Origin of the sequence: Bradyrhizobium sp. cf659 (genome assembly GCF_900113725.1) — a bacterium.
In the GTDB taxonomy this organism is placed as follows: Bacteria; Pseudomonadota; Alphaproteobacteria; order Rhizobiales; family Xanthobacteraceae; genus Bradyrhizobium.
On the sequence record NZ_FOQJ01000021.1, the window covers coordinates 36,049 to 55,573 of the forward strand.

15 protein-coding genes are annotated in these 19,525 nt (G+C 66.6%); 7 read left to right on the plus strand and 8 right to left on the minus strand.

The genetic code is table 11. The features are described 5' to 3' along the window. Nucleotides 1-162: 162 nt before the first annotated feature. Both BM118_RS39485 and BM118_RS39490 read left to right on the plus strand, forming a co-directional pair. Nucleotides 163-618: an acyl-CoA thioesterase gene (locus BM118_RS39485; RefSeq protein WP_092193359.1), complete on the plus strand. Its 456-nt coding sequence runs from the start codon at nt 163-165 to the stop codon at nt 616-618. Further along, nucleotides 615-1,793 (plus strand): CocE/NonD family hydrolase, encoded by a 1,179-nt coding sequence (locus BM118_RS39490; protein ID WP_143099598.1) that lies wholly within the window; start codon nt 615-617, stop codon nt 1,791-1,793. The genes BM118_RS39485 and BM118_RS39490 overlap by 4 nt, the downstream gene beginning before the upstream one ends. Here the strand turns inward: BM118_RS39490 and BM118_RS39495 are convergent. Continuing rightward, nucleotides 1,735-2,055, minus strand: coding sequence for a 2Fe-2S iron-sulfur cluster-binding protein (locus tag BM118_RS39495; RefSeq protein WP_027548035.1), 321 nt, complete (start codon nt 2,053-2,055; stop codon nt 1,735-1,737). The two genes, BM118_RS39490 and BM118_RS39495, sit on opposite strands and share 59 nt — an antisense overlap. Before the next feature lie 170 nt (nt 2,056-2,225). Next, a complete protein-coding gene (locus tag BM118_RS39500; protein ID WP_092193361.1) occupies nt 2,226-2,600 on the minus strand; it encodes an Hpt domain-containing protein in 375 nt (124 codons plus the stop codon). 398 nt (nt 2,601-2,998) lie between these two features. Between BM118_RS39500 and BM118_RS39505 the strand changes: the two genes are divergently transcribed. After that, nucleotides 2,999-8,707 (plus strand): apolipoprotein A-IV repeat region-like domain-containing protein, encoded by a 5,709-nt coding sequence (locus BM118_RS39505; RefSeq protein WP_092193363.1) that lies wholly within the window; start codon nt 2,999-3,001, stop codon nt 8,705-8,707. Nucleotides 8,708-8,949: 242 nt separating this feature from the next. On the opposite strand, the gene BM118_RS39510 is transcribed toward BM118_RS39505, so the two are convergent. Genes BM118_RS39510 through BM118_RS39520 form a run of 3 tightly spaced genes read right to left on the minus strand, consistent with a single transcriptional unit; the run spans nt 8,950 to nt 11,751 of the window. Next, the gene (locus tag BM118_RS39510) at nt 8,950-9,825 is read right to left on the minus strand and encodes an MlaD family protein (RefSeq protein ID WP_092193365.1); all 876 of its coding nucleotides are present in this window, start codon (nt 9,823-9,825) and stop codon (nt 8,950-8,952) included. Nucleotides 9,826-9,844: 19 nt separating this feature from the next. Next, the gene (locus BM118_RS39515) at nt 9,845-10,615 is read right to left on the minus strand and encodes an ABC transporter ATP-binding protein (protein WP_027545159.1); all 771 of its coding nucleotides are present in this window, start codon (nt 10,613-10,615) and stop codon (nt 9,845-9,847) included. Nucleotides 10,616-10,617: 2 nt separating this feature from the next. Continuing rightward, entirely contained in the window at nt 10,618-11,751 is a 1,134-nt protein-coding gene (locus tag BM118_RS39520) for an MlaE family ABC transporter permease (RefSeq protein ID WP_092193367.1), read from the minus strand. A gap of 134 nt (nt 11,752-11,885) precedes the next feature. Here BM118_RS39520 and dgcA point away from each other — a divergent pair, with 134 nt between their 5' ends. Further along, on the plus strand, nt 11,886-12,881 hold the full coding sequence (dgcA, locus tag BM118_RS39525; RefSeq protein ID WP_092193369.1) for an N-acetyl-D-Glu racemase DgcA: 996 nt from the start codon (nt 11,886-11,888) through the stop codon (nt 12,879-12,881). Here the strand turns inward: dgcA and BM118_RS39530 are convergent. Then, on the minus strand, nt 12,851-14,047 hold the full coding sequence (locus BM118_RS39530) for an MFS transporter (protein WP_092193371.1): 1,197 nt from the start codon (nt 14,045-14,047) through the stop codon (nt 12,851-12,853). The two genes, dgcA and BM118_RS39530, sit on opposite strands and share 31 nt — an antisense overlap. A gap of 75 nt (nt 14,048-14,122) precedes the next feature. On the opposite strand from BM118_RS39530, the gene BM118_RS39535 reads away from it, so the two are divergent. Next, complete coding sequence (locus tag BM118_RS39535; protein WP_177235094.1) at nt 14,123-15,544, plus strand: hypothetical protein; 1,422 nt, start codon at nt 14,123-14,125, stop codon at nt 15,542-15,544. Between the two features lie 648 nt (nt 15,545-16,192). Here BM118_RS39535 and BM118_RS39545 read toward each other — a convergent pair. Both BM118_RS39545 and BM118_RS39550 read right to left on the minus strand, forming a co-directional pair. Next, nucleotides 16,193-16,552: a hypothetical protein gene (locus BM118_RS39545; protein WP_244550346.1), complete on the minus strand. Its 360-nt coding sequence runs from the start codon at nt 16,550-16,552 to the stop codon at nt 16,193-16,195. A 146-nt stretch (nt 16,553-16,698) separates the two neighbouring features. Then, the gene (locus BM118_RS39550; protein ID WP_092193379.1) at nt 16,699-17,142 is read right to left on the minus strand and encodes an RbsD/FucU family protein; all 444 of its coding nucleotides are present in this window, start codon (nt 17,140-17,142) and stop codon (nt 16,699-16,701) included. A 192-nt stretch (nt 17,143-17,334) separates the two neighbouring features. On the opposite strand from BM118_RS39550, the gene BM118_RS39555 reads away from it, so the two are divergent. Together BM118_RS39555 and BM118_RS41025 are read left to right on the plus strand one after the other, a co-directional pair. Next, nucleotides 17,335-19,173 (plus strand): caspase family protein, encoded by a 1,839-nt coding sequence (locus BM118_RS39555; RefSeq protein WP_177235095.1) that lies wholly within the window; start codon nt 17,335-17,337, stop codon nt 19,171-19,173. A gap of 141 nt (nt 19,174-19,314) precedes the next feature. After that, the coding region (locus BM118_RS41025) for a DUF4372 domain-containing protein (protein WP_143099600.1) at nt 19,315-19,525 on the plus strand (211 nt) is incomplete at its 3' end.

Sequence of the window (19,525 nt, forward strand, 5' to 3'; positions counted from 1 at the left end):
TATCGGTTGGACGGCGCCCTTTGGGCCGAGGTGACCCTGCTTGTCTAGCCAACGGGGATGGATCAGGGAAGGCATAAAAGCGGGAGCGCCCCGCAGCCACGCCCACTTGCCGGGTCAAAATAACTGGGCTGTAACGAGGTTGGATATGACGGAGATCAATCGGTGAACGCACCAAGCCGCCTCGATACGACGCCGCGCCTGGAGGACTACCCCTACCGCCTCAGCGACAACGTCCGCTTCGGCGATCTCGATCCCAACCAGCACGTCAACAACGCGGTCTATGCCACCTATTTCGAGACCGGCCGGGTCACGCTGATGAAGAGCCCGCAATACGGGCTGACGCCGCCCGGCCTCGCCTGGATCATGGTGCGGCTCGACATCCATTTCCGCGCCGAGCTGCACTGGCCGGGCACGATCGAGCTCGGCCTCGGCGTCGCGAAGCTCGGACGGACCTCGGTGACCTTCGAGCAGGCGGTGTTTTCGGAAGGGCGATGCGTGGCATCGGCGCAGGCCATCGCCGTCATGATCGATGAGGCCTCGCGCCGGCCGACACCGCTGACCGACGAGGTGATCCGCAATCTCAAGCCGTGGTGGCGGCGCGGAGCGGGCGAACAATGACGCGCCACGCGGCGCTCTGGCTAGTGTTGGCCGTTCTGGCCGCGCAGCCCGCCGTGGCCGAGGACTACCATCGGGAGGATTTGCGCATCGCGATGCCGGCGGCGGGCCCGCGCGGCCTCGAAGCGTTGCTGATCCGCCCCGCGGGCACACAGGCCTATCCGCTCGCCCTGATCAGCCACGGCACGGCCACGGATGCAGTGCAGCGGCGCGATCTCACCCCTTACCGCTTCTACCAACAGGCCGTCGCATTCGCACGCAGGGGATTTGCCGCGCTCGTCGTGATGCGTCGCGGCTACGGCGACTCGGGCGGCACTTACGCGGAAGGCACCGGCTGTTGCGCCACCGCAAGCATTCTGCGCGCCGAAAGAATGGCTGCGGACGATCTGCGCGCCGCGGTTGTAGCCATGGAGCATCGCCCTGACGTCAGCTCGCACGGAATGATCGCGGTCGGAGTTTCCACGGGAGGCCTCGCAACCGTCGCACTGACGACGAACCCGCCCCCTGGCCTCGCGGCGGCGATCAGCTTCGCCGGCGGCATTCGCCGCGACAACGCGAGCGATGCCAAGAAAACCGCCGACCAGGCGGGATTGGTCGACGCGTTCCGCACGCTGGGCGCAACGTCGCACGCACCCATGCTGTGGGTCTATGCGGCCAACGACAGCTATTTCAGTCCGGAGCTTGCCGGCCAAGCGTTCGACGCGTTCTCAGCCGCCGGTGGACGCGCGCAGCTGATCGAGGCACCGGCCTTCGGCAATGACGGCCATGATCTGTTTCATGGCGGCGTCACGGTCTGGCAGCCGATGGTGGACGCCTTTCTGCATCAGCAAAATCTGGGCGGGAGTAAACCTCTGGCAGCGCCGCTCCTGCCCGATCTGCCGGTTCCGCCGCAATTCGGCAGCCGAGGGCGCGCGGCCTTTTCGGAGTACATGGCCGAGGGCCAACACAAGGCATTCGCAGTGTCGCCGAAGAACTTCTATGGCTACTCGGCCGGTCGGCGATCGGTCGAGGATGCCAAACAGCGCGCACTATCCAAATGCGGGAAACTCGCGCCCGATTGCGCGCTATATGCGGTCGACGATCAGCTCTCTGGACCGGCGACGGCCGCCACCGAGCCCGTCAGGCCTGACGTTCCGGCGTCGCCACCACCAGACCGTCGAGATCGTCGCTCACCTTGATCTGGCAGGACAGGCGCGAGTTCGGGCGCACGTCGAAACCGAAGTCGAGCATATCCTCTTCCATCGGGGTCGGGCTGCCGACCTTCTCGCGCCAGGCTTCGTCGACATAGACATGGCAGGTCGCGCAGGCACATGCGCCGCCGCATTCGGCCTCGATGCCGGGGACGCTGTTGCGGATGGCGGCTTCCATCACGGTTGCGCCGTTCTCGATTTCCACCGTACGGGTTTCGCCCTTGTGGTCGACAAAGTGAATCTTGGCCATGTGTGCTCGTGCTGCCGCGATGTTGGGAATGAAGGAGGGTCCGGGCTGTCCTATAACGGGTCGGTTAGCCCGGCGCCATAGCGTTTTCGAGCGAGCTGGATCCCGGTTCGCGTGCAGAAAACGCGTCAAAACAAGAGACTAGAGACGCCGCCGTTTGCGGGGTTGCCGGCCTAGTGTTTCAGGATCGCCTCGATGGCGGCGCGGGCCTCGGCCACGGCCTCCTTCAGCGCGGCGAAGGCGGGGAGCCGGTCGTGTCCGGTCCGGATCGCGGTCTCCAGGTGAGCGGCGGCATCCGCTACGGCAAAGGCGCCGATTCCGCGGGCCGAGCCCTTGAGCTTGTGCGCAAGCGCGCCGGCCTCGGCCGGCGAATTGGTCATCGCGGCGAGCAGACGAACCGCCTGCTCGGCAAACATCGCCAGCACTTCCTGTTCCAGCTCGGCGTCGCCGAGCGTCATGCGGGAGAGGTGGTCGAGATCGAGCGGGCTGTCGACGGGCGCAAGCGGGGGCGAGGGCATCCATTCCATCCGTTGCAGTTCAGGCGTCATGGCGCAGGCCCCGGCATCGCGCGACGGTTCCGCCGGTTCGGCCGCGCGGTTCCTCCCACCCAAGCATGGAAATGGTTAACGAAATGTTTGGGTCGTTTTGCGCAACTCCGCCCGTTTATTGACAAAAAGTTGCCGCAATCGACCGAGTTCCGTGGAGAATTCCATTTATTGCTAAGGCGTTACGGCGCGATCCTGTTAACGATGATTAAGATTGTCTTAATCGCAGGCATTTCATTCGCGACGCTCTGCAAATAGGATGTTGCAGAAATTGGCGGACAAGCCGTCCGGGTGGGGACGGCTCGAAGATCCGCGCAAGCGGCATGATCCGGTCTGTGGGCTTGCGTAGCGCGCGGGGCTCGCGGGGGGACGCGTACAAGTAACGAGGGCTCGGACTGAACATGGCGAACACTCCGAAAAAGGTCAAAGACCCGACAGAAGTTGCGCTTTCTGCGATCCAGGAAGCCCTGAACATCAGCGACACCGCTGCGGACACCAGCCGCAACGCCTCGATGCGCAACGAAACGGCGTCTTCGGTGGCCCCCCCGGAGCCCCCGATCTTTGACGAGCCGAGCTTCGAGCCGCGCCCTGCGGCCAACGAACGTGCCGTGTTCGAGCCGATCGAGGAGCCGCGTTCCTCGCGCCGCGCCGCCAATGACGACCGCGAAACCATCGGCCAATTGCTCCAGGCGCTTCAGAAGGGCCGCCCTGCCCGCAGCGTCTATACCTTCGCCACCATCTTCGCCGGCGTCTGGCTCGCCGCCTGCGCCGCGCTGACCGTCGGCTTCCTGCCCTCGATCCAGGCCGCCATGGGCCAGAGCGGCGGCGTGCTCGTCATCGCCGGCCTGATCGCGATGTTCTTCGCGCCGATCATGCTGTTCTACTTCCTCGCGAGCCTGGTCTGGCGCGGCCAGGAAATGCGCATGATCGCGCAGGCGATGGCGCAGGTCGCGATCCGCTTCTCCGAGCCCGAAGGCTCGGCCTCCGATTCCATGGTCACCGTCGGCCAGGCCATCCGCCGCGAGGTCGCGGCGATGGGCGACGGCATCGAGCGCGCGATTGCGCGCGCCGGCGAGCTCGAGACACTGGTGGCCAACGAGGTCGCCGCGCTCGAACGCGCCTACTCCGACAACGAAGTGCGCATCCGCGCCCTGCTCCAGGACATCGCGCATCAGCGCGACAACCTGGTCGGCCAGGCCGAGCAGGTCCGCAGCGCCATCTCCGGCGTGCAGATCGACCTGCGCCACGATATCGCGCTGATCTCGGATGCGATCGCCTCGCGCGTCGACGAGGTCGCCAAGAGCATCACCGGCGCGCTCGAAGAGCGCGGCGCCCACATCACCGGCGCCCTGAGCAATGCCGGCGACAACATGATCCTCGCGCTCGGCGAGCGCGGCGGCGACCTGCTCGACCGCCTCGAGGAAGCCAGCAACGAGACCACGCGCGCCGTGCTCGACGCCAGCGAGCGGCTGACCACCAGCCTCAACTTCAAGACCGGCCACGTCCACGACGAATTCGTCGACCTCGCCGACCGCGTCCACGAGATGCTGAACGAGCGCATCGACCGCATCACCGGCGAGTTCGAGCAGCGCTCCGCCGCGATCGTCGACGGCATCTCCGAGCGCACCGAGCAGGTGCACGATAGCCTGAAGAATTCGTCGGACTCCCTGCTGCTCGAGCTCGAGCTGCGCTCCGGCGACATCTCCGCCAAGATCGACGACGCCGGCCACCGGCTCGCCAACCAGATCATGACCTCCGGCGACAAGGCGAGCGAGGCGCTCGACGCCACCGTCAACACCCTCGTCGCCAAGGTCGTCAGCCAGACCGAGACCGCGCACGACTCGCTGTCGCTCCAGATGAGCGCGTTCGACGAACTGGTGAAGAACCAGGGCACCGAGCTGGTCGAGAAGTTCGCCCGCGACTCCGGCACGCTGGGCGCGCTGATCACCCGTCACATCTCCGAGTTCGACCGCACCGTGAAGACGTTCGGCGGCGAGGTCGTCGAGCGCATGGGCCAGCGCACGCAGGACATCGCCGAGACGCTGAAGACCTATGTCGACAATTTCGACACCCGCTTCACCTCGAACGGCGGCCAGATCACGGCCGTGCTCGACCAGCGCCTGATGCAGTTCGAGACCACGGTCGGCGAACGCGTCACCAACCTCGATGCCTCGCTGAACGGCAAGATCACCAGCCTCGACAGCACGATCGACGGCCACATCAAGACCTTCGACGCGCAGCTCGTCGGCCGCGTCAGCGCGCTCGAACAGTCGTTCGACACCCGCGCCAGGTCCGTCACCGAGACCATCGACGGGCGTCTCAACACGCTCGCCACGTCGCTGACCGACGGTGCCGCGCAGGCGATCCAGTCGATCGACTCCCGCCTCACTCATCTCACGACGTCGCTGACCGGAGGCGCCTCGCAGGCGCTCGAGTCCATCGACTCCCGCCTCACCAGCCTCACGACGTCGCTGACCGACGGCGCCTCTCAGACGATCCAGACGATCGATACGCGCCTGACGCACCTCACGACGACGCTCACCGGCGGCGCCTCGCAGGCGCTCGAGTCCATCGACTCCCGCCTCACCTACCTCACCACCGCGGTGACGAACGGCGCCTCGCAGGCCGTGCAGTCGATCGACACGCGCCTCACGCTCCTGACCTCGACGCTCACCGACGGCACCGCGCAGGCGATCGAGGCGGTCGACCGCCGCATCACCGGCGTCGCCGAGATCATCGACGGCCGCAGCACGCATCTGACCGACACGGTCACGGCGCGCTTCCAGGACATCCAGCAGGCCATCGAGACCAAGGTCGGCTCGGTCGCCAGCGACATCGACGTGCGCGTGGCGCAGTTCGAGGACCTGCTCGGCTCGCGCGTCGAGGCCGTCGCCGGCCGCATCGAGAGCAGCGGCCGCCAGGCCAGCGAGGACATGATGTCCCGCGCCGAGATGATCTCGACCGCGATCCGCTCGCATGTCGACGACGCCGAGCGCTCGCTCACCAACCTCGTCGTCAACACCAGCGAGACCATCCAGACCGGGGCGCGCACCGCCCAGCAGTCGCTGATGACGGTCTCCTCCGACGTCAACGCCCAGCTCAAGATGACCTCCTCCGAGGTCGAGCGCGCGCTGACCGCGGTCGGCACCGGTGCTGCGAACTCGATCCTGACCAGCGCCCGCGAAGCGCAGTCGACGCTGGTTGCCGCCTCGGGCGATGCCTCCAACCAGATCAAGGGGCTCGCGGCCGACGTCGAACGCACGCTGTCGGCGGCCGGTTCCGCGACCGCGGCCTCGATCCTGGCCGGCGCCCGCGAGGTGCAGACCACGCTCGTCACCGCATCTTCGGACGCGGCCAACCACGTCAAGACGCTCACCGCCGACGTGCAGCGTTCGCTCTCGATGGCCGGCGCCACCACGGCGGAATCCATCACCGCCGGCGCCCGCGATGCGCAGAGCACGCTGATCGCGGCCTCGAGCGAGACCGCCAACCAGATCAAGGCACTGTCCTCGGATGTGCAGCGTTCGCTCTCGATGGCGGGCACCGCGACGGCCGAGACCATCACGACCGGCGCCCGCGAGGCGCAGAACACCCTGGTCACGGCGTCCTCGGATGCGGCGAGCCAGGTCAAGTCGCTCGCAGCCGAAGTGCATCGCTCGCTCTCGCAGGTCGGCCAGTCGACCGCCGAGACGATCACGACCAGCGCCCGCGACGCCCAGAGCACCCTGCTCGCGGTCTCGGCCGAACAGACCAGCCAGGTCCGTTCGCTCGCGGCCGAGATGCAGCGCGCGCTGGCGACCGCCGGCGGCGCCACCATCGAGGCGCTCACCAGCGGCGTGCGCGAGGCCCAGGGCACGCTGATCTCCGCTTCGACGGACGCGGCAGGCCAGATCAAGTCGCTGACCACGGACATCGAGCGCACGCTGACCGCGGTCGGCGCCGACACTGCCTCGACCATCCTCAACAGCGCGCGTGAGGCCCAGACCTCGCTGACCTCGACCTCGGCGGATGCCGCGAGCCAGATCCGCACGATCTCCACCGAGATCGAGCGTGCGCTGAGCGCGGCCACCGCGAACGCGACCAACGACATCCAGACCAGCGCGCTCAACGCCCAGAACGCGCTGATCTCCGCCTCCAACGAGGCGAGTTCGCGGGTCAAGTCGAGCTCGGCCGACGTCGAGCGCTCGGTGCTCGCCGCCAGCAGCAGCTTCGGCCAGGCCATGACCGGCAAGACCGACGAGATCGTCACCTATGTGCAGCAGCAGGCCGACCGTCTGTCGAACATGATCGACGCCAAGCGCGGCGCCCTGGTCGATGCGATCGGCTCCAAGACCAGCCAGCTCACGCTCGACATCGACCGCGTCACCTCGGACGCGCTGAAGTCGATCGAGACGCGCGGCCATGCGTTCTCGCAGACCATGATGGGCAACGGCTCGGAAGTCGCCCGCACCATCAACGCGGCGAGCGAGATCGCCACCGGCGCGGTCGGCAAGTCGCTCAAGGACCTCGAGCAGGCCTCGCGCGCGGCGATCGACCAGTCGCGCCAGGTCTCGATCGCGGCCGTCACCGAGATGCAGGAGACCAGCAAGATCCTGCGCACCGACACGGTCGCCCTGTTCGAGCGTCTGCGCGAAGGCAACATCCTCCTCCAGGAGGTGCTGACCGGTGCGCACGACAACCTCAACTCGCTCGAGCGGGCGCTGGTGACCCGCGTTGCCGACTTCGTCTCGGCGATGAACGACGTCACCTCGCGCAACGGCGCTGCGACGCAGAACCTGGAAGACCAGCTCAACGTCTTCAACACGAAGACCACGCGGGCGCTCCAGGATCTCGGCGAGCTGTCGACCCAGTTCGACGCGCACGGCAAGGCGCTCGTCGAGGCCGCCCAGGTCGTCGAGGTGAGCAACAAGAACACCACCGCCTCGCTCGCCGAACGCAAGCAGGCGCTGGAATCGCTCGTCACCACGATCGACCTGCGCACGGCCGATCTCGACCAGCGCCTGTCGCGCTTCACCGGCCTGCTCGATGAATCGCTGGCCGCCGCCGAAGAGCGTGCCCGCGACATCGCCCGCGTCGTCGCGGAGACCGCCGGCGCAGGTTCGGCCGCAATCACCCGCCAGTTCGAGGCGGTGCGCGCGGCATCCGAGGAAGAGCACCGGCAGACCCTCGACGCCATGCACGACATCTACCGCCAGACCACGGACGAGGCGGATGCGATGTTCAAGCAGTCGACGGAGAAGTTCTCCAACCTCGTCTCCAGCATGAAGCAGATGGCCTTCGAGATGCACAACGAGCTCGAAGCCACCCGCAACGAGCTGCGCCGCGGCGTGCTCGAGATGCCGCAGGAGGCCGCCGAGAGCACTGCGCAGATGCGCAAGGTGATCGTCGACCAGATCGAGGCCCTCGCCGAGCTCAACCGCATCGTGGCCCAGCATGGCCGTGGCCTCGACGTCTCGACGGCGGGCCGCGCCAGCGTGCAGCGCCAGGAAGAGCCGATGCTGGCGGCCGTCGGCGCGCGCAGCACCGAGACCCGCATCCGCGACACCGGCAGCGCCTCGACGTTGCCGCCGCCGGACCTCGGCATGCCGGCCACTTCGCGCCGGACCGAAGCTCCGCCGGTTGCGCCTGGCGGCAACGATCAGGGCCGCGACGGCTGGCTGTCGGACCTCTTGAACCGTACGGACGCCAACCAGGGCGCTCCGACCGGCCGTGAAGCCCCGCGCGGCCGCCCAGCTGCACCGGCTCCGCAGCCGCAGGCCCCGCAAGGTAACGGCAATCCGCTGGAATCGCTGTCGCTCGACATCGGCCGGCTGATGGACCGCAACCTCGCCGCCGAGATGTGGGACCGCTACCAGCGCGGCGAGAACAAGGCCTTCACCAAGCGCCTCTACACGCCCGCCGGCCAGAAGGCCTTCGACGAGGTCGCCCGCAAATATCGCGCCGACCGCAACTTCAAGGGCACGGTCGATCGCTATGTCGCGGAGTTCGAACGCCTGCTCGACGAAGTCGCCCGCGACGGCCGCGGCCCGCAGGAGCTGCGCAGCCACCTGACCTCGGAGACGGGCCTCGTCTACACCCTGCTCGCCCACGCGGCGGGCCGGCTGGGGTGAGACCAGGCTCGCGAATAGCGAGCAGCAGATAGCGAATGAAAAACGGAGCCCTCACGGGCTCCGTTTTTATTTGAGGCAATCATTGGGAACGATGTCGTCCTGGCGAAAGCCAGGACCCATTACCCCAGGGAGGAGTTTGGCGAAAACCAGTCGTTCGGTACGCCCGCCAACCGCAATCGATAGACCTCGCGGTATGGGTCCTGGCTTTCGCCAGGACGACGTCGGGGAAGCACTGTGGGCCGCTACTGCCGCTTGCGCTCGCTCGCCGCCGGCTTCGGCGGCTCGGGCGGCGGGGCGGCTGCCGGCGCGCTGTTGCTGGCACCGAACAGCACGCGGGTCGGGTTGCGGTCGAAATTGTTCACGGCGCGGCTGATGTCGCCGAGGGTGCGGCGGCCGTCCGAGATCAGCAATCCGGAGCGCTTGTCGAAATCATCCGCGAGTTCGCGGATCGACTTCACCGCCTGGAACAGCTCGCCGCCGTCCTTGCCGCCAGCGAGCGTGTTGAGGCCGAGCATGAGGCTGTCGGCCTTGAGCATCACGCCGTCGACCTTGGCCATCACGCCGTCGATCTTCTCGGAGTTGCGCGCCAGCGAGTTGGTGAAGGTCTCGAGGTTCTTGAGCGAGTTCTTCACCGACTCCTGATTGTCGGCGACGATCTTGTTGATGTTCTGAAGCGTGCCGCGGATCGCCTCGGTGACGTCCTGGAGCTTGTTGGGATCGGCGGTCAGCGTCGGGATGCCGTCCTCGTCGAGCGGCGGCGGGGGCGCGGCCTCCTCGCCGCCCTTGAGCGAGATTGCGGCGACGCCGGTGAGGCCCTGGAATTCGAGGCCGACCAGGGTGTCCTTGCGGATCGGGGCGTTGTTCTCGACCATGGCGAGTGCGACAACCCGCCGCGGGTTGTCGAGCTTCACCGAGACCACTTCACCCACCCGGATACCGTTGAAATTGACGCTGCCGCCGTTGCGCAGGCCCGCCGCCGGGCCCTCGAACACCACGCGCAGCGGGCTGCGCTGCTTGGTGGTGTGCAGCGACTGAAACCACAGCACGAAGCCGATCGCCGCGGCAATTACTGCCAGCGTGAACGACCCGATCAGTACGTAATTCGCCCGCGTTTCCATCAGGTGCTCCGGCTACTACTCAGCCCATGACCGCGCGGGCGCGCTTGCCATGGAAATATTGCCTCAGCCAGGGATGCTGCGAGGCCTGCATGTCGGCGATCGACCCTGCCGCAATGATCTTACCGTTCCCTAAAACGGCGATGCGGTCGCAAGCTGTGTAAAGGCTGTCGAGGTCGTGCGTTACCATGAAAACGGTCAGGCCCAAAGTGCGCTGGAGTGTCCTGACCAGCTCGTCGAAGTCGCCGGCGCCGATCGGGTCGAGGCCGGAGGTCGGCTCGTCGAGGAACACGAGGTCCGGATCGAGCGAAAGCGCGCGTGCGAGCGCGACGCGCTTGATCATGCCGCCCGAGAGCTCCGACGGGAAACGCTCGGCGACCTCGGGCTTCAGACCGACCATGGTCAGCTTGGCCATGGTGATCTCGTCCATCAGCCGCTGCGAGACGCGCAAGTATTCGCGCATCGGAAACTGGATGTTCTGCCGCACGGTGAGCGAGGAGAACAGCGCGCCCTGCTGGAACAGCACGCCCCAGCGCCGCTCGACATTGCGGCGCTGCGACGTGTTGGAGGAATCGAGGTCGACGCCGAACACCTCGATGGAGCCTGCGACCTTCGGCACGAGGCCGATGATGGTGCGCGTCAGCACCGACTTGCCCGCGCCTGAGGGGCCGACGAAGCCGAGGATCTCGCCGCGCTTGACGTCGAGGTTGAGGCCGTCGAGCACGCGCGTGCTGCCGAACTGCACGGTGATGTCGCGGACGCGGATGATGGGATTTTGGATCTCGCCAGCCATCGTCACATCCCGATCGAGGCGAAGAAGATGGCGAACACGCCGTCCATGACGATGACGAAGAAGATGCCCTTCACCACCGACGCGGTGGTGTGCTGTCCGAGCGATTCCGCGCTGCCCTGCACGGCGAGGCCTTCGACGCAGGCGACGATGCCGATCACGGCGGCCATGACGGGCGCCTTGACGATGCCGACGATGAAATGATCGATCGAGATGGCATCGCGCAGGCGAAGCAGGAAGGCTTCTGGATCGACGCCGCCATAGAGCCAGGCGACGAGCCCGCCGCCATAGAGCGCGGCCATGGCGCCGAGGAAGGCCAGGATCGGCAGCGCCAGCACCAGGGCGAGCATGCGCGGCAGCACCAGCACCTCGATCGGGTCGAAGCCCATGGTGCGCAGCGCGTCGATCTCCTCGCGCATCTTCATCGAGCCGAGCTCGGCGGTGTACGCGCTGCCCGAGCGGCCCGCGACCATGATGGCGACCAGGAGCACGCCGATCTCGCGCAGCACCAGCACACCCAGCATGTCGACGACGAAGATGTCGGCGCCGAACCTGCGGAAATGGAAGATGCCTTGCTGCGCGATGATGCAGCCGATCAGGAAGGTGATCAGCACGATGATCGGCACCGCGCGCCAGCAGACCTGCTCCATGTGGTGCACGGTCGAGGTCAGGCGGAACGATCGCGGATGGATCAGCACGCGGCCGCCCGCCGCGAGCACCGCGCCGAGCATGTCGATCAGGCCCGCAACCGTGCCGGCGACCCCCGCCACGGTCCGGCCGATCTGCTCCAGCATGCCCGAGATGGTGATCGTGCCGGCGTCGACCACGGGCGTCGCCCTGACCCGCCGCACCTCGTCGACGAGGCTCGAATAATTGGCGGAGAGGCCCGCGATCTGCGCCTCGACCGCGCCGTGGGTCAGGCTGCGGCGCAGCCGCTCGATCAGCCAGGCGCCGAAGGTGTCGAGCTTGGCGACCTCGGAGACGTCGATGAAGATGTTTTGCGAACCGCCGGCCAGCTTCTCGGCATCCGCCACCATCCGCTCCAGGACCGGCGCGAAGCTCGCGGTCCAGGTTCCGGTGGCGCAGAGTGCCAGCGCGTTGCCCTTCGCAATCCGTTCCAGCTTCGGATCGCTACTCAAGATGTCCGCTCCCGTGCCGGGGCGGAGGAAATCAGATAGTTGCGCACGCGCCCTTACCCAGAGAAGGTATCCCCAACTGGTTAACGTTAGTTGCTAGAGGTAACTAGCAGGTTCAGATTTCGCCAGAGTTCAAAATGACTTCCAGCAAAGTTCCGGCTCTTCGGGCGCGAATCGAGCGCTTTCCGATCGCCGGCAGTTTCACCATCAGCCGGGGTGCCAAGACCGAGGCCGTGACCGTTGTGGCCGAAGTGAGCCAGAACGGCCTGACCGGCCGGGGCGAATGCGTGCCCTATCCGCGCTATGGCGAGACCCCCGAGGCGACCCTGGCCGCCATCGAGGCCATGCAGGCGGCCGTGGCGGGCGGTATCACCCGGCAGGCGCTGCAAGCCGCCATGCCGCCGGGCGCCGCCCGCAACGCGCTGGATTGCGCCCTGATCGACCTCGAGGCCAAGGCGGCGGGCCTCCGGGCCTGGAACCTGCTCGACCGCCCGGTCCCGAGCGAGCGCACCACCGCCTACACGATCTCGCTGGGCACCCCTGAAGCCATGGCCGCGGCGACCGCGAAAGCGGCGCACCGGCCGCTGCTCAAGATCAAGCTCGGTGGCGACGGCGATCCGGAGCGGATCGCGGCGGTGCGCAAGGCGGCCCCCGAATCCGAGCTGATCGTGGATGCCAACGAGTCCTGGACCGAGGCCAATTTGGAGCACAACCTCGCCGCCTGCGATGCCGTCGGCGTCACACTGGTCGAGCAGCCGCTGCCGGCCGGGAAGGACGACGCGCTGGCGCGGATCAAGCGGCCGCTCGTGGTCTGCGCCGACGAGAGCGTGCATGACCGCAGCTCGCTCGCCCCCTTGCGCGAGCGCTACGACGCCGTGAACATCAAGCTCGACAAGACCGGCGGCCTCACCGAGGCGCTCGCCATGGCGGACGCGGCGCAGTCGCTCGGCTTCGAGATCATGATCGGCTGCATGGTCGCGACCTCGCTGTCGATGGCGCCCGCGATGCTGGTGACGCCGCAGGCCCGCTTCGTCGATCTCGACGGCCCGCTGCTGCTGGCGCGCGACCGCGATCACGGCCTGCGCTATGACGAGAGCCTGGTCTATCCGCCCGATTCCTCGCTGTGGGGATGAGCCTTGAGCCGGTGCCGCGCCGACCAGATCAGGACCGCGCCGGCCGCGGCCATCGCGGCCATGACGTAATACAGGCCCTCGCCGATGCGGGCGTAGATCGCACCTGACGCGATCGATGTCGCCGCGCCCAGCAGCCCGTTGCACGCGGCGTAGTAGCCCTGCCCCCGTGCGATCTGGTGGGACGGCACGCGCTGCACGAGCAGATTCATGGTGCCGACCATGGTCATGCCGAAGGAGAGGCCGTGGCCGAGCTGCACGATCGCGAGCCACGCCAGCGACGGCTCGTTGGCGGTGACGATCCAGCGCACCACGGCGCTCAGGCCCCCGATCGCCATCAGCGAGGATGGATGCAGCGAGAAGCGGGGCGACAGCGCGAACACGACGATCTCGGCGATCACACCCAACGTCCACAGCCCCGCGATCGTCAGCCCGCCGAGACCATGGAGCTGCCAGGTGATGGCCGAGAACGTGTAGAAGGCGATGTGGCTGCTCTGAATCAGCGCCGCCGAGGCGATCACGGCCCAGAAGGCGGCATCGTGCAGCAGTCTCTTGCCGGCATGCGTCTCCGTCGTCCTGCGCCTGACATCGTCGAGCGGCTGAAGCAGCAGGCTGGCTGCGACCGCAACGACGGCCCACGCGACGATGACCCAGATCAGGTCGCGCGCCGCGATGTGGTCTACGAGATAACCGCAGGCGAGCGAGCCGGCGGCGAACGCCGCCGAGCCCCACAGCCGCAAGGGTCCGTAATCGAGTCCGTAACGGGCGACACCGCGCAGCGCATAGGCATCGGTCAGCGGCATCGTCGGCGTCCACATCATGCAGGTCAGCGCGTAGATCAGGAACAGCGCCAGCGGCTGCTGCTGCAAGCCGAGGGCCGCAAATCCGATCGCGGTCGCCAGCACCGACACCATGATGCCGGCGCGAATGGCATGTCGCTTTTCGGCGAAGGCCGCGACCTGCGGCAGCGTGGTGAAGCGCGTGATCGCCGGCAGCGCGTTGATGAGGCCGATCCAGGCCGCGTCGATACCGATCGCCTTCAGCCAAACCGGGAAGAAGGGCATATGCGTGCCCAGGACCGCGAAGAAGGCCGAGTAGAACAGGGCCAGGCTCACGGCGAATCGCCGCTTCACGGCGGCTTGCGTGGGGATTTGTGATTCGCCTGCCATCAAACCAATTGCGATTCGGTCGATATCGTGGTGATCGTTACAGTAACGCGCAGTGATTTGCGCGACGAGAATGACATGGCCAACGAAGCATTCGCCCTCTCGCCTATATCAGCCCGTGCGGCCGAGCCGAACGAGCAGGATTACGACGCGATCCGCGAAGCCTTCATGGAGACCGCGCGCGGCCGCTGGTTCCTCGGCGAATATGCCAAGCGCAACCGCAATGCCGACACGAGCATGGTGCTCGATGCGGTCGCCAAGATCGAAGAAACCCTTGCGGCACAGCGGCAACCCGTCGTCGAGGACCGCCTGCCCGAGGCGCTGGTCGAGATCCGCCGCGCCATCCGCGAGGCCGAGACGATCGCGATCGCGGCGTTCGACCCCGCGGCGATGGAGGCGAGCCTCGCCCCGATCCCGCGCGGCGTGCGCATCATCAAGGAGATCTCCTGGCGCTGGCGCGAGATCGGCGCCGACGGGCGGATCTGCGACCTCATTGATTCGCAGCTCGCCTCGATCGAGGCCGCCTGCGGACAGGTTTCGACCATCGACCCCCGCACTGAGCTCAAGGCCGCATTCGATCTACTGAAGGATCGGGTCGAGCAGCTTGATGCCGACGGCGACGCAACGCCGCAGGCGTCGGCTATGCGCCCCTCGCCGGCTCCGGTGCGGGAAGCACCGCCGGTCGCAGAGGCTTCGCCCGTCGAGGCCGCGCCCGCCGCGATGGCGAGCGAAGCCCCCGTGGCTTTTACGGAGACGCCGCAGGACATCGCAGCGTCTACCGCGCCCGAAGCCGCCGCGCAGACGGCCGGCACCGCTGAAGCGTTCGCAATGGCCGAGCAGGCAATGGACGCTGCCGTCGCGCCGGAGATCGCAGCCGAAAGCCGGGTTGCGCTTGAAGATGCCGCGCCTGAAGACGCAGCTTTCGAAGAGCCGGCCACCGAGCCTGCCGCGTTCGCGGAAGTCACCGACGAGTTCTCGCTCGATGCCGCCGCGGCAGCCGAGGACGAAGCCGTGCTCGAGGCCATCGCGCTGGAGATGGCTGCGCCCGATCCGGAGTTCGACGAGATCATCGAGCCGGTCGAGATGGCAGCAGCCATTCCCGAGCCGGTGGCTGCGGAGGTCGCAGCGCCCGTCGCCGCCGCCGAGCTTCCGGAGCCGGTCGCGCCGGAGCCCGCCGCCGCGCCGATCGTGAAGGAGCACGCAGAGGAAGCGCCGATCGCGATGGAATCGCTGGCGCGCCTCACCAATGCCATCGCGGAAGCCGCCGCCGAAGTGATGGAGCAGCCGGCCCCGGCCATGGCGGCCACGGCATCCTTCGCGGCAGCGCCGACCGCGCCGCTGCCGATGCCCTCGCCCTTGTCGGCGTCCTTGCCCGAATCCTCGCTCGGCGCCAGCATCCTCGCCAGCGGCATCCTGCAAAAACCCCGCGCGCCCGCCAACGACCCGCTCGCGCCGATCCGCCGCATGACCCAGGCCGAAAAGATCGCGTTCTTCTCGTAAGGGCGCGTACACTCTTCCACATCGTCATTGCAAGCGCAGCGAAACAATCCAGAGTCCCTCCGCGGAAAGACACTGGATTGCTTCGCTGCGCTCGCAATGACGAAACAATCAACTCCGTCATCCTGAGGTGCGAGCCGTGGGGCGCACCGCGCCCCGCGGCGAGCCTCGAAGGATGCACGGCCGAGATGCAGCCGGGCCGTCGCCCTTCGAGGCTCGCCGAAGAGGCGAGCACCTCAGGGTGACGGTGATTAATGCGAGCGCGCTGCTTACTCCCGTCATTGCGAGCGCAGCGAAGCAATCCAGAATCTCTCCGCAGCAACAGTCAGGATTGCTTCGCTACGCTTGCAACGACGGAGGCTCCGTCATCCCCGCGCAACGGCGAAGCCGTTGTCGCTGGAGGTGCGAGCCGTGGGACGCAACGCGTCCCACGGGGAGCCTCGAAGCATGCACGGCCGAGACGCAGCCGGGCCGTCGCCCTTCGAGGCTCGCCGAAGAGGCGAGCACCTCAGGGTGACGGTGATTGATGCGAGCGCGCTGCTTACTCCCGTCATTGCGAGCGGAGCGAAGCAATCCAGAGTCTTTCCGCAGAGAAATTCTGGATTGCTTCGCTCCGCCAGCAATGACGGATTGACCGCCGCACCCGCGCGATCACCCGCAATTCCACACCGGGCCGATCGGCGTCCGCGTCCAGCACGGACCGAAGCTGCCGCCATTGTAGCGGCCGCCGCCGAAGCCGGGCCGGCCGAAATAGTGCCACTCACCATCCCAGCGATAATATTGGGGAACCGGATCGATGTACCAATGGCGCCGGTCGCTGCGCGCAAGGCGCCGCATCGCGTCCTTCTGTTTGTAGAGCGGAATGCTGTTGCTCAGCGGTTGACGGTAGCCCGGCAGGAAGCCGTAGCCGCGCCAGACCGGCGCGGGGCGTTTCTTGATGGACTCCGCCGGCGCCGTGGCCGGCAGCAGCGACAGGACGATAGCAATAGACAGACACACAAGGCGCGACATGAATCGACCATAGATAGTCGGTTGCGAGATGACCATTCAAATCCAAGTGCAGAACTGTTTGCAGCCACGCGCAGGATAGCGCAAACGGGGATCGCGTCATGCCTTGCGCCAAGAGCGGCGATCCGTCGATCGAACGCAAGGCGCCCCTAGCTGATCACGCCCTTGCGGATCAGGAAGCATCCATACCCCCTGCTGTCGCCGACCTGCACCACGCCAAAGCTCGCCGCCGCCGCGCGATAGAAATCCGGACGCGCGAGCTTGCCGGGGCTGACGGGGCGGCCGACGGCGCGCTCGATCTCCGCGAGCACCGCACGCTGCACGTCGGGCACGCGATCGGGATCGTCCACGGGCATCATCACGCGCACCGGATCGGGATCGAAATCGTCGAGCGGGTAGACCGACATGATGGCGCGGGCGGCCGTCTCCATGCGCACGCCCGGCAGCTGGATCAGGCGCTGCGAGGATGTCGTTTTGGCGATACGCGTTGCCGGATGATTGGCGTCGACGAAAACGAGGTCGTCGCCATGGCCCATCGAGGCCAGCAGCCAGAACAGATCGGGCGTCAGGATCGGATCGATCGATTTCAGCATGTGACGGCATTTCCCCTGAAGGCTCGTCTTTTCGTTCGCCGGCGAAACCGGCCATTCACCATAGCAGGTTCCAAACGTGATTCAGATCACGCAGCCCCCCATGGTGATTGCCATCACGGACCCCGGGCTCGAACGCGGCCAAGCTACCTCGCAACCAATCTCGTATCGAGATCAGTGCCAGAGGAGCACGCCATGTTCCGCCTAAAGCCTTTCCTGATGACTGCGGGCCTCATCGGAAGCCTGTTCGGCTTCGCCTGCGGGCCTGTTTCCGCGCAAGTCGCCCCGGTCGAGCCGGCCCCCACCGCACTGCAAGGGCCGGAGCAGCGGGTGGCGCTGGTGATCGGCAATTCGAACTACCGGAACGCGCCACAGCTCGCGAACCCCGACAACGACGCCGAGTCGATGGCGAAGTTCCTGAATTCGGCCGGGTTCGAGGTGGTCGCCGCGACCGACCTGACCCAGAACGACATGCTCCGCGTGGTGCAGGACTTTTCCGCCAAGGTGTCCGCGCGTGGTCCCAACACGGTGGCGATGGTCTATTACGCCGGTCACGGCGTGCAGCTCGCCGGCGAGAATTATCTCGTTCCCGTCGACGCCAAGGTCTCCAGCCCGACCGAGCTCGTCAACAATTCGGTGCGCCTGGTCGACGTGATGTCGACGCTGGAGACGATCCCGAGCCGCATGCGCATCGTCATCCTCGATGCCTGCCGCAACAACCCGTTCCCGAGCATCAACGACGCCGGCCGAGGCCTTGCCATCGTCGATGCGCCGAACGGCTCGATCGTCGGCTATTCGACCGCGCCGGGCGCCGAGGCACTCGACGGCACCGCCGGCCACAGCCCCTACACCCAGGCCTTCCTCAACGTCGCGCGCGAGCCCAACGTGCCGATCGAGCAGCTGTTCAAGCGCGTGCGTCTGGAAGTGAACCAGACCACCAGCGGCGCGCAGATCCCGTGGGAAAGTTCGTCGCTGACGTCAGACTTCACCTTCTTCGGCGACACCGCTGTCGCTGCCAACCGCGCGCCGGTGAATGCGCCCGTCGTGCAGATGGCCTCCAACCTGCCGAGCCGCTCGACGCGCCAGGCCTACGACTACGTCGTGTCAGAGGGACGGCCGGAGTACTATCAGGAGTTCATCCAGATGTATCCGCACGACCCGCTGTGCGATCACATCCGCTGGCTGCTCAACAACCTCCTGCTCACGCAGGCCTGGCACAAGGCCGTGCTCGCGAACTCGCCGCTCGGCTACCAGACCTTCTACGACAGCTACGGCACCAGCCCCTATGCCGTGTCCGCGCTGAAGCTCGCAGCCCAGCCGAAGCTGATCCCCTTGATGCAGGCGACGAAGTTCCTGGCGCCGCAGAACATTGCGCCGACCTTCAAGATCGGCAATCTCGGCCAGCCCAAATACATGCCGCTGCAGCAGGGCAATGGCGGTGGTCAGATGAATGGAAATCTGCCGGTCGTGCAGAAGCCCGTCGACGGCAACGTCATCGGCAAGCTCGGCAATGGCGGCCAGATCGTCAACCTGCCGGCGGGCAACAACCAGCCGAGCCAGCCGAACGGCACGCCGTCGCAGACCCCGGGCAAGATCGTCACCCTGCCTGCGCCGACCAACACCACCAACAACAATGGCGGCATCGGCAAGATCGTGACCCTGCCCCCGACCAACACCACGCAGAATGGCGGCAACAATGCCGGCACCGGCAACGGCACGACCAAAGGCTCTACCAACGGCACTCCTGGCAAGATCGTGAGCATGCCGGTGAATGTCGGCAAGGGCGGCACGAATGTCGACGTGAAGCCTGTCCAGACGCAGAACAACCCGATCCGCGTCAACAACGGCAACACCGGCGTCGTGAAGCTCAACAACAACCCGGTGAACAAGGTGCAGGTCCAGAACCAGCAGAACAACCGCCCGCAGCTCAACACGACCAACCGCACGGTCAGCAACGGCAGCAACAACTTCCGCCAGTCGATGAACCAGGCCCCGATGGGCGGCGGCAACAATCACCGCGGCTCCATGCACTGATCGCGCGGAGAAGGTGCACTCCCTCCCCCGCTTGCGGGCAGGGCTGTCCGGGGAATGATTCACTGTGTCGCGGAGCATGCCCGGTTTAACCGGCGTGAAGCAGGTACTTTCTGGTTGTCGAGACTCAGAAGGTGACCGGGCATGCGGTTTAGCGATAGCATTTTTGGAAGGCTCCTTGAACCGATCAATCGGCGGCAATTTCAGGCTGCTGTGGATCGTGTGGACGGGGATGCCTACGACAAGTCGTTCAAGAGCTGGGATCATTTGGTCGCGCTGATCTATGCGCAACTGAGCGGTCACGCCAGTTTGCGTGCCGTGGTGACGGGCTTCAACGCCAACCCTCAGCACCACT

Coding starts and splice junctions, on each gene's coding strand:
- BM118_RS39550 (WP_092193379.1), bottom strand. CDS start 17,142: ATGCTGAAATCGATCGATCCGATCCTGACGCCCGATCTGTTCTGGCTG.
- BM118_RS39515 (WP_027545159.1), bottom strand. CDS start 10,615: ATGGCTGGCGAGATCCAAAATCCCATCATCCGCGTCCGCGACATCACC.
- BM118_RS39490 (WP_143099598.1), top strand. CDS start 615: ATGACGCGCCACGCGGCGCTCTGGCTAGTGTTGGCCGTTCTGGCCGCG.
- BM118_RS39500 (WP_092193361.1), bottom strand. CDS start 2,600: ATGACGCCTGAACTGCAACGGATGGAATGGATGCCCTCGCCCCCGCTT.
- BM118_RS39545 (WP_244550346.1), bottom strand. CDS start 16,552: ATGTCGCGCCTTGTGTGTCTGTCTATTGCTATCGTCCTGTCGCTGCTG.
- BM118_RS39505 (WP_092193363.1), top strand. CDS start 2,999: ATGGCGAACACTCCGAAAAAGGTCAAAGACCCGACAGAAGTTGCGCTT.
- BM118_RS39495 (WP_027548035.1), bottom strand. CDS start 2,055: ATGGCCAAGATTCACTTTGTCGACCACAAGGGCGAAACCCGTACGGTG.
- dgcA (WP_092193369.1), top strand. CDS start 11,886: ATGACTTCCAGCAAAGTTCCGGCTCTTCGGGCGCGAATCGAGCGCTTT.
- BM118_RS39555 (WP_177235095.1), top strand. CDS start 17,335: ATGTTCCGCCTAAAGCCTTTCCTGATGACTGCGGGCCTCATCGGAAGC.
- BM118_RS39530 (WP_092193371.1), bottom strand. CDS start 14,047: ATGGCAGGCGAATCACAAATCCCCACGCAAGCCGCCGTGAAGCGGCGA.
- BM118_RS39535 (WP_177235094.1), top strand. CDS start 14,123: ATGGCCAACGAAGCATTCGCCCTCTCGCCTATATCAGCCCGTGCGGCC.
- BM118_RS39510 (WP_092193365.1), bottom strand. CDS start 9,825: ATGGAAACGCGGGCGAATTACGTACTGATCGGGTCGTTCACGCTGGCA.